At 40.9% G+C, this 12235-nt stretch carries 15 protein-coding genes; 12 read left to right on the top strand and 3 right to left on the bottom strand.

Going from position 1 to position 12235, the window contains the following annotated elements; all coding sequences use genetic code 11:
• Positions 1 to 108: 108 nt before the first annotated feature.
• Entirely contained in the window at positions 109 to 810 is a 702-nt protein-coding gene (locus tag JNUCC41_RS01970; RefSeq protein ID WP_192206135.1) for a GntR family transcriptional regulator, read from the top strand.
• Here the strand turns inward: JNUCC41_RS01970 and JNUCC41_RS01965 are convergent.
• Entirely contained in the window at positions 798 to 947 is a 150-nt protein-coding gene (locus JNUCC41_RS01965; protein WP_192206134.1) for a hypothetical protein, read from the bottom strand. The genes JNUCC41_RS01970 and JNUCC41_RS01965 overlap by 13 nt on opposite strands.
• Before the next feature lie 163 nt (positions 948 to 1110).
• On the opposite strand from JNUCC41_RS01965, the gene phnG reads away from it, so the two are divergent.
• From phnG to JNUCC41_RS01910, 11 genes are all read left to right on the top strand, one after another.
• Complete coding sequence (phnG, locus tag JNUCC41_RS01960; protein ID WP_192206133.1) at positions 1111 to 1536, top strand: phosphonate C-P lyase system protein PhnG; 426 nt, start codon at positions 1111 to 1113, stop codon at positions 1534 to 1536.
• A 13-nt stretch (positions 1537 to 1549) separates the two neighbouring features.
• A complete protein-coding gene (phnH, locus tag JNUCC41_RS01955) occupies positions 1550 to 2167 on the top strand; it encodes a phosphonate C-P lyase system protein PhnH (protein ID WP_192206132.1) in 618 nt (205 codons plus the stop codon).
• Complete coding sequence (locus tag JNUCC41_RS01950) at positions 2149 to 3285, top strand: carbon-phosphorus lyase complex subunit PhnI (RefSeq protein WP_192206131.1); 1137 nt, start codon at positions 2149 to 2151, stop codon at positions 3283 to 3285. The genes phnH and JNUCC41_RS01950 overlap by 19 nt, the downstream gene beginning before the upstream one ends.
• Positions 3278 to 4132 (top strand): alpha-D-ribose 1-methylphosphonate 5-phosphate C-P-lyase PhnJ, encoded by an 855-nt coding sequence (locus tag JNUCC41_RS01945; RefSeq protein WP_141993962.1) that lies wholly within the window; start codon positions 3278 to 3280, stop codon positions 4130 to 4132. Before JNUCC41_RS01950 ends, JNUCC41_RS01945 begins: the two co-directional genes overlap by 8 nt.
• Positions 4133 to 4978 carry an ATP-binding cassette domain-containing protein gene (locus JNUCC41_RS01940; RefSeq protein WP_192206130.1) on the top strand — a complete coding sequence of 282 codons (846 nt, stop codon included), beginning with the start codon at positions 4133 to 4135 and terminating at the stop codon, positions 4976 to 4978.
• 31 nt (positions 4979 to 5009) lie between these two features.
• Positions 5010 to 6188, top strand: coding sequence for a phosphonate metabolism protein PhnM (gene phnM / locus JNUCC41_RS01935; protein ID WP_192206129.1), 1179 nt, complete (start codon positions 5010 to 5012; stop codon positions 6186 to 6188).
• Between the two features lie 22 nt (positions 6189 to 6210).
• Entirely contained in the window at positions 6211 to 6924 is a 714-nt protein-coding gene (locus tag JNUCC41_RS01930; protein WP_192206128.1) for a phosphonate C-P lyase system protein PhnL, read from the top strand.
• A 127-nt stretch (positions 6925 to 7051) separates the two neighbouring features.
• Positions 7052 to 8086 (top strand): phosphate/phosphite/phosphonate ABC transporter substrate-binding protein, encoded by a 1035-nt coding sequence (phnD, locus tag JNUCC41_RS01925; protein WP_192206127.1) that lies wholly within the window; start codon positions 7052 to 7054, stop codon positions 8084 to 8086.
• Positions 8087 to 8113: 27 nt separating this feature from the next.
• Positions 8114 to 8902, top strand: a complete 789-nt coding sequence (gene phnC / locus JNUCC41_RS01920) for a phosphonate ABC transporter ATP-binding protein (protein WP_192206126.1) — start codon at positions 8114 to 8116, stop codon at positions 8900 to 8902.
• Positions 8892 to 9677: a PhnE/PtxC family ABC transporter permease gene (locus JNUCC41_RS01915; RefSeq protein WP_192206125.1), complete on the top strand. Its 786-nt coding sequence runs from the start codon at positions 8892 to 8894 to the stop codon at positions 9675 to 9677. The genes phnC and JNUCC41_RS01915 overlap by 11 nt, the downstream gene beginning before the upstream one ends.
• Before the next feature lie 59 nt (positions 9678 to 9736).
• Positions 9737 to 10549, top strand: a complete 813-nt coding sequence (locus JNUCC41_RS01910) for a PhnE/PtxC family ABC transporter permease (protein ID WP_192208001.1) — start codon at positions 9737 to 9739, stop codon at positions 10547 to 10549.
• 155 nt (positions 10550 to 10704) lie between these two features.
• Here the strand turns inward: JNUCC41_RS01910 and JNUCC41_RS01905 are convergent, their stop codons facing one another.
• Positions 10705 to 11208 (bottom strand): DinB family protein, encoded by a 504-nt coding sequence (locus JNUCC41_RS01905; RefSeq protein ID WP_192206124.1) that lies wholly within the window; start codon positions 11206 to 11208, stop codon positions 10705 to 10707.
• Positions 11209 to 11566: 358 nt separating this feature from the next.
• The gene (locus tag JNUCC41_RS01900) at positions 11567 to 12163 is read right to left on the bottom strand and encodes a TetR/AcrR family transcriptional regulator (RefSeq protein WP_192206123.1); all 597 of its coding nucleotides are present in this window, start codon (positions 12161 to 12163) and stop codon (positions 11567 to 11569) included.
• Positions 12164 to 12235: the final 72 nt, after the last annotated feature.

Below are 12235 nucleotides of genomic sequence, written 5' to 3'. Positions count from 1 at the left end.
CTTTTTTTTTACAAGAAAATCATGGTAGCTTCATATTTTCTCATTACACTGACAGTAACAAGGAAAAGTAGGTATTGGGCTGATCTAATATATAAAGGGGGATTTCTGTTGGCGGAAAAAAACTTTTTAGTAGATCATTTAATATCGGAAATTAAGAGTGGGACCTTTCAATTGGATAAAAAGTTACCATCGGAGCATATACTCGCTGATCAATTTAATGTTCCAAGAATGGTTGTCAGGAAGGCATACGAGCAGCTTCAAGATTTAGGCTTTATCTATTCAAAGCAAGGTAAGGGAAGTTATGTCCAGGAAAGCAAGAAGCAAATTCCGTTAATTCTATCCGGAGATGTCAGTTTCACCGAGAAAATGAAAGAATTCCAGTTTTCCTTTCAAACGGATACTATTTTTTGCGAAGAAATTTCTTATGATCAGAAGATTTTTCAAAGCCTCGAGGCGGAAAGGGATGACTTGGTCTTTAAAATTGGCAGGCTTAGGTTAATGGACGGTTTCCCGATTGCTCTTCATACATCTTTTGTAGCAAAATCAACATTTCCTGAAATTGAAAAGGACGGTCCTGACATTACCTCTATGTTTCAATATTATCGGCAGCGTGGGTTCGTGGAATTCGGATCCAGCAGCAGTACACTGAACGTGATTTTTCCTACTCTTTTCGAACGGGATATTTTGCAGTGTTCAAGTTTAATTCCACTTTTGCAAGTGGAATCGTTATGCCGGGATAAGCGGAGTAATAAAGTCCTTGAGCACACGGTCATAATCTATCGAAGCGATTGTTTCACTTATGTTATATAAAAACTTCCATTCAAGATATCGCTCGAATTCACAAGTAAATGCTCTGAATTCACGAGTAAAAGTACGAAACTCACGAGTAAATGCTTCGAATTCACGAGTAAATGCTTCGAATTCACGAGTAAAAGTACAAAACTCACGAGTAAAGCTCGAATTCACCAGTAATGGCACGAAATTTTGAATAGTGTAGGTCAGGCTTTAACAAATTTCATACAAAGATTTACTCTTTCTTAACGTACGCTCACTTGGCAACAAGATACATTGAAGATGTAGCGGGAAACTAAAACATTGGAGGCCAATGGAATGAGAAGAAGGGAAAGAACCGAGATTTTGATTCAAGGCTCTGAGGACATTGCGAAGGAATTTGCCAAGGAAATAGCAATGAAATATAAAGTTACCGTCATTCAAAAGCCAGAGAGTGCCCTTGTGTTGCTAAAAACAAGGGAAACGGCAAAAAAGAGCTTGTTTTATCTTGGGGAAATGCTGGTGACTGAATGCACGGTCCAAATCCAGGATTCAATCGGGATTGGAATCGTTAAGGGGCATCGGGAAGAGCTGGCACATCGTTTAGCTATCATTGATGCTGCTTATCAGGCTGATCTTGGCGAAACGAGATCATGGTCACATGTTTTGGAAAATGAGAAGGAGAATATACAGAAAAATCTTCAAGAGCTGAATCGATCAATCTTAAGAACCAGGGTTAACTTTGAAACAATGGATGTTCAATAAGGGGGGGAAAGTAATGAATTTGGATGTAGTTCATGATATACAAACTGTTTATAGAAAGCTTGTAACGGCGACTTCAAGACCTGGAACTTTAGTGGTTCTGGAAAGGGAAGCCAGGACATTGGATGTTCAACTGGAATGCCTATCTTCGACCATCCTGCTTGCACTTACTGTACTTGACCCTGAAGTGACTTTTAAGGTCATTGCAAAGGAGGGGGAGGCGGTGTCAAGAATGATCAATCAGCTTACTTATTCAAAGCCTGTCGATTTGCCGGAAGCGGATTTTATCTTTATTTTACATGATGCCTCCGAGGAGCAAATGAAGGAAGCGATAAATAAAGCTAAGGTAGGAAATCTGTTTAACCCCCATGAATCGGCCATGATCATTCTAGAAGTGCCGGATGTAACGAAAGGGGACTCAATGATTCTATCTGGACCGGGAATTCAAGAGGAATCATTCATAAGCCTCCCGAATGTATCCGCCTGGCTTGGTGTAAGGAACGAAAAAAACATAGAATTCCCTTTAGGAATCGATATGTATTTTGTGGATCGACAAGATCGTTTAATAGCTTTACCGAGAACGACTCAAATCAAAGAAAATGGGGGTGAGATGATATGGGATATGTTGCAGTAAAGGGAGGAACAAAGGCGATTGAGGAATCCATCAAACGCTTAAAGTATGAACGGGTCAAAAAAGGGACGGCTATAGAGCTGCATAAGATAGAAGCTGGGATGAGAGGGTTGATTGATCAGGTTATGTCAGAAAGCAGTTTGTATGATCAATCACTGGCTGCACTTGCCATTAAACAGGCTGAAGGCAATCCGGAAGAAGCTGTTTTTCTCTTGAGGGCCTATCGATCCACTTTGCCGCGAAAACATGTTTCACGTGTGATCAGTTCTGAAAATATGAAAGTGGAACGGCGGATTTCAGCTAGTTTTAAGGATGTACCTGGCGGACAGATTTTAGGTGCCACGACCGATTATACACATCGGTTACTAGATTCGGAGCTGGAAGATGAATCGGATCTAAGCATTCAAGATTGGTTACGGGCTTTTCAAGAAGAAAATCATTCAACAGAATATCAGAACCAGACGGCTGATTTAAACTCTCTGCCTAAAGTTTTGGACTACTTAAGAAATGAAGGCTTATTAGCAAACTGTGAAAACAATGATTTGCAGCCCGGGGACGTTACAAGGAAAAGTCTGGAGTTTCCTTCAATGCGGAGTGAACGCCTGCAAATTTTAACAAGAGGCCAAACCGGTGCAGTGACATCACTTGCTTATGCAGTCATTCGTGGATATGGTGCACTGCACCCGACAGTAGGGGAGCTGCGCGTAGGTCGGCTGCCCGTCCATCTCGATCACCCGCTGCTGGACGAAGGGCAAGGGGAAGATAGCTATTATATTGGGGACTTTACAGCAACGGAGGTAGAGATGCTCATTCCGCTTACGGTAGAGAAAGAACAAGGCAAAAAAGAAATAGAGTTTGAAATTGGCTATGGCATGTGCATGGGACAAAATGAAACAAAAGCTATCGCAATGGGCATCCTGGATAATTGCCTGGAAAAGCCAAACAAGGAGTTTCCAAGTCACAACGAGGAATTCGTCCTTTATCATATAGATTCAGTGGAATCAACGGGCTTCATCTCCCATTTGAAGATGCCTCATTATGTTACGTTCCAATCCAAGCTTGATAGCATTCGGAAGTCAAAAGATAAGACCACAGAGCAGGAGGTTGGATTGGATGAATAAAACCTATAATTTTGCATTCTTTGATGAAGGGTCGAAACGGGAAATTAGAAGGGCTACACTGAAGGCAATTGCCATTCCCGGTTATCAAGTCCCATTCGCTTCAAGGGAAATGCCGATTGGGCGTGGTTGGGGCACGGGCGGCCTGCAGTTGACATTGTCATTGATCGGAAAGGATGACGTCCTTAAGGTGATCGACCAAGGCTCGGATGAATCCGTTAATGCCGTTAATATAAAAAAACTCGTATCTGACACCACTGGGGTAAGGACAACGGATAGCACAAAAGATGCTTCTTTAATCCAGTCCAGGCACAGGGTGCCGGAAGTGCCGTTGCAACGAGACCAGATTTTAATTCTTCAAGTTCCATTACCGGAACCTTTAAGGAATTTTGAGCCGAGCGAACATGAAACGAAAAAGCTTCATGCTGAGAGAGAGTATAGCGGTGCATGGCTTATGTTATTTGAACAAATCATGAAGTACGGAATAATGGCGACGGATGCAGACCATCCGGTGATGGTCCACGACAGGTATGTAATGGCACCAAGTCCAATACCAAGATTCGATAATGCCAAGCTGGACGAAAGCGAAGCACTCATTTTGTTAGGTGCAGGCAGGGAGAAAAAAGTATATGCAGTACCTCCTTATACAAATGTATCATCTTTGGCATTTGATGATTACGAATTTGAAATCGAGTCCTTTACAAATCATGCTTGCATTCTCTGCGGGTCCAATGATGTGTTTTTGGATGAACTTGTTGATGAGGAATCAGGGGAAACGTATTTCCTATGCAATGATACAAGCAATTGCCTTGAAATGGTCAATCAAAAACAATCATTGGGAGTGAATTAAATGTCTGTGCTAGAGGTACCCGTATTATCGGTTAAACAAATGAACAAACAGTACGGTAACGGATGTTCAATTTGTAAACATATGAAATTTGGAAAAGTGGCGAAAAACTATTGTCACGAATGCGGGACGGTATATGCCTGTAGAGATGTGACGTTTGATTTGTATCACGGTGAAGTTCTCGGAATTGTAGGGGAAAGCGGCAGCGGCAAATCCACTTTGATGAAAAGTTTATATTTTGATGAAGAAGTAACTGATGGAGAAATGTATGTGGCTGGCTTTGAGGATGGAAAAAAGAATTTATTCATGGAGTCTGCCCAGAAAAAAAGATTCGTTCGAAACCACCTGATGGGGAAGGTTTATCAAAACCCGATTCTAGGGTTGAAAATGGATTTCTCCTCGATAGGCAATATAGCCGAAAAGTTAATTTCAGCTGGGAACAGACATGTTGGCAGAATGGAAACAAGAGGCGCCGAGCTCCTTGAAGCAGTCAATATTCCCATTCATCGAATGAAAGAAGAACCAAGGAATTTCTCAGGCGGAATGCAGCAACGGGTCCAGATAGCCAAAGCATTGTCCAACAATCCCCCCATACTGCTTTTGGATGAGGTCACCACGGGTTTGGATTTATCCGTTCAAGCAAGTGTATTGGATCTAATTAAAGGTCTCCAAAGAGATTTGAATATCAGCATTGTATTGGTATCCCATGATTTGGGCGTAATCCGAATGCTTGCAGATCGTACGCTCGTCATGCTGGAGGGGAAAGTAATCGAGCAAGGTTTAACAGATCAAATACTCGAAGATCCACAGCATCCTTATACCCAACAATTAGTACACTCACTGCTCTAAAAGAATCTATAGGAAAATGGGGGAAGAGACATTGTTGCTGATTAAAAATGGGAAAATAATAACGGAAGACTCGATCCTGATGGACCATGATCTCTTAATTAAGGATGATAGAATTTGCCGGATTGCACCTGTGGGAGAAATAGAAACGAGTCCTGGGATGGAAGTGCTGGACGCTTTGGGTGGATATGTTTCACCCGGTTTCATTGATCTCCATTCGGATTATATTGAACATATGACTGCGCCGCGGCCGACTTCTTTAATGAATTTTCATTTGAGCTTAAGAGAAACGGAAAAGGAACTGATCACGCACGGGATCACGACCATGTTTCATTCCCTGTCGCTCTATAAATCCACTGAATACGCATATAAGCCAATTCGGGAGCCTGAGAATGTAAGGAAGCTCATCGACTTAATTGATCAAACACATACGATGAAGCACCTGGTCCGTCATCGGTTTCATGCCCGGTATGAAATCGATAATTTGGAGGATATTGATAGTTTAAAAGAATATGTTTCCGAAAAGAAAGTGCATCTGGTCTCATTCATGGACCACACTCCAGGACAAGGGCAGTATCGGCATCTAGAGATATATCGAAACACTTTAAGGGGATATAACAATTATAGTGATGAAGCCATTGATGTGATGATCCGGACTCATCAAGTGAAAGAAAAGCTGACGATTGAAAGAATGAAGGAAATTGCACTTCTAGCAAGGGAAAATAATATAGCCGTTGCCTCACATGATGATGATTCAATAGAGAAGCTTGAATTGGTTCACAGCTTTGGAACGAGTATAAGTGAATTTCCAATCACACTTGAAATTGCCCGTAAGGCCCATGATATGGGGATGTATACCATAGCCGGTGCACCGAATGTGCTTTTGGGAGGTTCTCACAGCGGGAACTTAAGTGCCTCTGAAGCCATTCAAGATGGAAGCATAGACATATTATGCAGTGATTATTACCCTGCGTCCCTGCTGCATTCAATGTTTGAATTGGTCGAAAACCATGGGATGGATCTTGTCGATATGTTTAAGCTAGTTACGATTAATCCCGCTAGGGCAGTCAAGATGGAGGACGAAATTGGATCGATTTACGAAGGGAAAAAGGCTGACATACTTATCATTGAAAAAATTTCGGGTGATTTCCCTGTAATAACAACTGTGATTGTAGACGGAAAAATGATTCAAAAAACGAATTACAGGATTTGAATTTTAGAAAGCGGGTGGCAAAATGGAGAACATATTGGAGATCAGTGATTTATCCAAGTCTTTTATTTTACATAATCAACGCAAGAATATCCATGCGGTCAGCAACATTACGATCACAGTGAAAAAAGGCGAATTCATTGGCATTACAGGCAAGAGTGGCAGCGGAAAATCTACGATCCTAAAATCGATTTATGGTACCTATCGAGTTCAAAAAGGAGTCATCCGGTATGAATCTTCCCACTATGGTGCGATTAATCTGGCAAAAGCTACTGAAAGGGAAATGATATACCTGCGTAAGCATGAGATAGGCTATGTATCCCAATTTTTAAATGTCATGCCAAGAACTACAGCAAGGCAGCTCGTTACCGGTGCCATCCTTGAAATGGGACAAACCAGGGAAATGGCCAATATCGAAACGGAAAAAATTCTCGACCACTTTGAAATAGGAAAAGAGCTATGGGACAATTACCCTGCTACTTTTTCAGGAGGGGAGAAGCTAAGGTTAAATATAGCAAGGGCAATGGTGAAAAGGCCGCGGCTCCTCCTGCTGGATGAACCGACTGCAAGTTTGGATCACGATTCTAAAGTGAAGGTGAAAACCCTGCTGGAACAGCTAATGAACGAAGGAACGACAATGCTGGGCATTTTTCATGACTTGGAGTTCATGAATCGGTTAGTGAATAAAGAATATAGCATACACAATGGATGTTTCACTCAAGCCATTCAAAAAATTTAACGACGAATTCACATAAATTTTACTGAATATTCAGCCCCCTTAACGGCAGGTTAGCATTGTACCGGTATTGTTATATGGGAAGTGTTGAAATAAGAAAAGATCTTTTAAATGGGAGGGAAGATTTAACGTGAAAAAATCGATGGTGTCCATATTGATGTTAGTTATTTTACTGGTGTTCACAGGCTGTTCTTCTACCAGTTCAACAGGTGCAAATGAAGATGATACATTAACCGTGGCATGGCTGCCAAATGAATCCGGGGAAGATTTAGGGGAAGCCCGCGATGAAATCGGGAAGATCTTGGAGGATGCGACAGGAATGAAAGTCGAGCATAAGACCACTACGGATTATAACATTGCAATCGAGGCAATTGCTAATGGAAACGCAGATTTAGCATTCCTGGGAGCGCAAGGATATATTGAAGCAAACAACAAAAACGATAGTGTTCAGCCTCTAGTTGTTCCAAGCGGTGAATCAGGTACGTTGGATGATGCAGTCTATAATAGCTGGCTGGCCGTTCAAAATACAGATGACTATAAAATCAACGGCGAATACAAAATTGATGGTATCCAAGGGAAAAAGTTTTCTTTCGTATCAAATAGCTCTACATCCGGTTTCAAAGTTCCTTCCACAGGAATCGTTGATTATTTTTCTCAGCAAGATAAGTTTAAGGAATTAAAGGCCGAGGATTTATTGGAAGGCGGGAAAGATAAATTCTTCAGTGAAGTTCTTTATGGCGGTTCACACCAAGGATCGGCTGTTAATCTTTTGACCGGGAAAGCGGAAGTGGCGGCTTTTTGTGACACATGTGTCGATAATTATGTAGAGCTGGCTGATGGGGAAGAGAATAAAGCAGGTGCCGTGTATAAGGTTAAGAAGAATGCAGCTGAACCCTTTAACACAGTTGTAGATAAAACTTTCTCACTCATTTCAGTGACTCCGGTTCTGAATGCACCTTTTGTTGTCAACACCGAATTAGTCAGTGATGAAACACGTAAAAAAATTCTTGAAACATTGATGTCCGATGAAATGGCAAATAACGAGAAAGTTTTTGTACCGGAAGATTCTAAGTCATCAGGTCTATTTAAACGGGTGAGCGAAAAAGAAAAAATGGTAGAAGTCGAGGATGACTGGTTCAATCCAATTCGGGAATTATCGAAATAAAGGCAGTAAAATGCAGGAGGTTCATACATGAAAACATTATTGGAAGTGAAAAATGTCTCAAAACATTTTGGAAATGGTACAAAGGCGTTATCCAATATTGACTTCACTGTGAAAGAAGGAGAGTTCGTTTCCATCATAGGGCCATCTGGAGCAGGGAAATCAACTCTCCTTCGGTGCATCAATAGGATGATCGATGCTTCTAGCGGAGAAATCATTTTTGATAATGATCATGTATACAAGGTGAATAAAAGGGAGTTAAAGAAAGTACGCAGGAAAATAGGGATGGTTTTTCAACATTACAATCTTGTAAATAGACTAAGTGTGATTGAAAATACCCTGCATGGACGATTAGGCTATAAATCCACACTGGCTGGGATCCTTGGCCTTTATAGTGAAGAGGAGAAACTTCAGGCTGCTAAAGTTCTCCAAATTCTCGGTCTGGAAGATCTGATCTATAAAAGATCCGACCAGTTGAGCGGAGGCCAGAAACAACGGGTTGGCATTGCGCGGGCGCTTATCCAAAATCCTAAATTGCTATTATGCGATGAACCGATTGCCTCCCTTGACCCGAATTCTTCCAAAGTGATCATGGATCATTTAAGGAATATCTGCAATTCCATGGGAATCACAGTCGTAGTCAACCTGCATCAAGTCGATGTTGCCCTGAAATATTCGGATCGAATCATCGGTGTGAATGGCGGAAAGATTGTTTTCAATGGCACAACTCAAAATATTTCCTCAAATGATATCCATCAGATTTATGGATCAGATGAAGGAAAATTGATTTTTGATTTGGGAGGTTCCCATGTCGGCTGATGTTTTTGCAAAGAAGAGAAGAAATTCACTTGCATTGTTTTTGCTTATAGGGACTGCGACGGCTGTTTCCATTATCATTACAGAATTCAGCATCGCAAAAGGGGTTACTTCGGTTCCTAAGGCCATACAATGGTCGTTATCGAATTTTTATCCAACAAAGGATTCCCTTACCAAACTCCCGGACATTTTGATAAAGCTGAAAGAAACGCTGTTAATATCCGTTGCTGCAACCACACTCGCGGGAATATTGGCCTTTGTATTTGCGATATTGGGTTCCAATACGACAAGGGTGAATGCTTTTTTCGGAGGGTTTAGCCGCGGGGTAGCCGTTTTATTTAGAAATATTGATGTTTCAATATGGGCGTTAGTTCTGTTATTTTCATTCGGACAAAGTTCCTTGACCGGTTATTTTGCCTTGTTTTTTGGATCTTTCGGTTTTTTAACACGAGCTTTCATTGAAACGATCGATGAAGTGAGCTGCAGTTCCGTAGAAGCTTTGCAGACTACCGGCGCAAGTTATCTAACCGTCATTTCGCAGTCTGTTATCCCTTCAGCAATTCCGCAAATGATCAGCTGGGTACTTTTTATGATTGAAACGAATATCAGGAATGCAACATTGGTCGGACTGCTTACAGGATCGGGTATTGGTTTTACGTTTAATCTTTATTATAAAAACTTGAGTTATGACATTGCCAGTCTTGTCGTCATAACGATCATCATTTCAATATTATGTATTGAATTGATCTCAAATTATGTGAGGAGGGTGATTTTATAATGCAGGCAGAGGGTCCGATCAAACCAATTCCTTCTCCTACTGGCCAGGATATAGATAGAATGCTACTTGAACGACTATCCAAAAAGCCCTTCGCGAAATCCTCGATCGCCATTAGGTTGAGTGTGCTGGTACTAGCAGTTTTGACCATATACGCCTTTGCCAGTTTTGATTATAAGGATGTAAAACTGTGGGACGCGCTATTATTGACCGTCGATAATTTGAAGACCATGTTTTTTGAGCCGCATTTGAAGCACTTTACCTTCACCCAAGCGCTTTATCAGGTGTCGGTTACATTAGGTTTAGCTTTCTTAACGACAATATTTGGTGCAATCATTGCCCTGATGTTGGGACTATTAGCGGCTGGAAATATCTCGTCCAAGTCATTATCAATTGTCATAAAGGGATCGGTTGCCCTGATTAGAGCCGTGCCTACCGTGTTATGGGTCCTCATTTTCGCAGTCGCTGCAGGGTTGGGCAGTGTAGCGGCAGTTATAGGGATGACGTTTCACTCCATAAGTTACCTTGTAAAGGCCTACTCGGAATCCTTTGAGGAAATTGATAAAGGTGCTATAGAAGCCCTGCAAGCAAGCGGTGCGAATTGGTGGCAAATCGTGTTCCAAGTCATCATTCCATCCTCGATCACTTATATCATTTCTTGGACTTTCATGCGCTTTGAAATCAATTTTGCAGTGGCGGTCGCAATGGGCGCAGCGGCAGGCGCAGGAGGAATAGGCTTCGATATGTTCATGGCAAGTGGATTTTACTTTGACTTGAGTGAAATTGGAGCAATCACTTATTTTATCCTGATGATTGCAATCTGTCTTGAAATCTTCGCAACACAAATCAAAAGGAAACTTAAAGTATCATCTTGATGCTAGAATTGGGAAATAGGGGTTCTGCCCATCTATCAATTGGTGCAGCCCCCGAAAGTAGAGTTCGTTTCATAGAATGCATGAAAGAAGACCACAAAATGAAGTGGTCCCTTTGTTTGGAAGTCGATTTAAATGTTGTCATTGCCATGAAATGCTTATATAAGCGCGGACTTTATTTCTTGTATCTGTTTGATATGCCTTTGTTCATGTAAGGATAATAATTCAATCCATTGATCCAATGAGAGGTCCCCAAACAGGGGATGCTTGGCTTTCTTTCTATTTAACAAGATATCTGAATCCATATCATAAAGAACCTGTAATAATCGATCCCTTGATTCTCCCAGCAAATCCATAAGGCTCGATAATTGAAATGGGGTTGAAGAGGGTGAAACGATGTCAGGGGATACGAATTTCTTTTTTCTATTAGTAACAAGGTAAATGTTTTTTTGAATGATATTATTAAAATCCCTTTCCCGAATGCCATTTGCTATAGCTTCTGTAAAAACCTGTTCCGTAAGATATAAATGATGGCAAATTTGGGCGATGCCCCATACTTCAGGTGCTGGCTTATGGTGGAGCATTTTTTCATCCAGCTCCGTAATTTCCTCTATTAACTGTTTTCTTGATTCGAATAGCAAATCATACTCGATATAATTCATGAGAACTCCCCTTTTGTGACACCCCATATGAAAGCATCACTGAATTTTTGATATAGGAAAACCAAAGGGATATCTGACTGCATAAAGAATGCATAAAAACTACGGGAAAAACACCTGATTTAAAGTTGGATTCATGGATGTTAGTGCTTCATGTTTGCAGGAGTGTGACACTATTCTTTTAAGCAAGGTTTCTATTTGAGAAAGAGGCTAAAAATATCTCGCATGTACATCGAAAAGAAATGTTTTCAATGATAATGTTTGGAGGAAGAAATACAGATCTGAAGTCAGGTCTGCATTTCCAGAAGATTCTTTTTTTCGGGAGTGTTGATACCCTAATGCCTATGCACATTACTTAAGTTTATACCTGTAATTGACGCATTACTTGGTTAACGGAAACCTTAATGGGGTGGATATCTTTTGAATTCCATAATAAAAGTCCTTGATTAAGTGAAATAAAGTAAATGGCAAGTTCTAATGGGTCACCATCGACAAAAATTCCTTCCTGCTGTCCTTTACTGATAATACGGGCAATCCCTTTCATGGCTGTAGCATATTTTTGATTCAATTCTTGTTTAATCTCATTAGAGAGCGTGTCAGAATGTTGAGCTTCATTAACAAGAACACGGCGGTCCGAGGCTTCCTCTGGTGAACCGGAAAAAGTAAGTTCAGTGAACCAAACCAGTTGATCCCAAGGTGTGCCCTTTCTATTTTCCGCTTCATTCACTGTTTCAATGAACATATCCAGTACGTTCATGATAATGGAAACATAAATATTCTCTTTTGATTTAAAGTAATGGTAAAAGAGTCCATGACTTAAATTCACGGATGAAGTAATATCGCTGATTTTTGTTGCTGCAAAGCCCTTGCGTGCGAAAATCTTCAGTGCAGCACTACTGATTTCCTCATAGCGTCGATCTCGGATTATCTTAAATTGTTCATCATTTTTTGGAGCCATCGTTGATTCCTCACTTGCTGAATAATATTTCATCATTGTTGCATATGGCTTATTTAAAAAAAAGACCGGTAG

Source organism: Brevibacillus sp. JNUCC-41, from assembly GCF_014844095.1.
GTDB classification, from domain to species: domain Bacteria; phylum Bacillota; class Bacilli; order Bacillales; family DSM-1321; genus Peribacillus; species Peribacillus aracenensis.
This window is presented reverse-complemented; position numbering and strand designations above follow the sequence as displayed.

Excerpts from the sequence above, each read along its gene's own strand:
- phnG (WP_192206133.1), top strand. The coding sequence starts at position 1,111 with ATGAGAAGAAGGGAAAGAACCGAGATTTTGATTCAAGGCTCTGAGGAC.
- phnH (WP_192206132.1), top strand. The coding sequence starts at position 1,550 with ATGAATTTGGATGTAGTTCATGATATACAAACTGTTTATAGAAAGCTT.
- JNUCC41_RS01950 (WP_192206131.1), top strand. The coding sequence starts at position 2,149 with ATGGGATATGTTGCAGTAAAGGGAGGAACAAAGGCGATTGAGGAATCC.
- JNUCC41_RS01945 (WP_141993962.1), top strand. The coding sequence starts at position 3,278 with ATGAATAAAACCTATAATTTTGCATTCTTTGATGAAGGGTCGAAACGG.
- JNUCC41_RS01940 (WP_192206130.1), top strand. The coding sequence starts at position 4,133 with ATGTCTGTGCTAGAGGTACCCGTATTATCGGTTAAACAAATGAACAAA.
- JNUCC41_RS01930 (WP_192206128.1), top strand. The coding sequence starts at position 6,211 with ATGGAGAACATATTGGAGATCAGTGATTTATCCAAGTCTTTTATTTTA.
- phnC (WP_192206126.1), top strand. The coding sequence starts at position 8,114 with ATGAAAACATTATTGGAAGTGAAAAATGTCTCAAAACATTTTGGAAAT.
- JNUCC41_RS01915 (WP_192206125.1), top strand. The coding sequence starts at position 8,892 with ATGTCGGCTGATGTTTTTGCAAAGAAGAGAAGAAATTCACTTGCATTG.
- JNUCC41_RS01910 (WP_192208001.1), top strand. The coding sequence starts at position 9,737 with ATGCTACTTGAACGACTATCCAAAAAGCCCTTCGCGAAATCCTCGATC.
- JNUCC41_RS01905 (WP_192206124.1), bottom strand. The coding sequence starts at position 11,208 with ATGAATTATATCGAGTATGATTTGCTATTCGAATCAAGAAAACAGTTA.
- JNUCC41_RS01900 (WP_192206123.1), bottom strand. The coding sequence starts at position 12,163 with ATGGCTCCAAAAAATGATGAACAATTTAAGATAATCCGAGATCGACGC.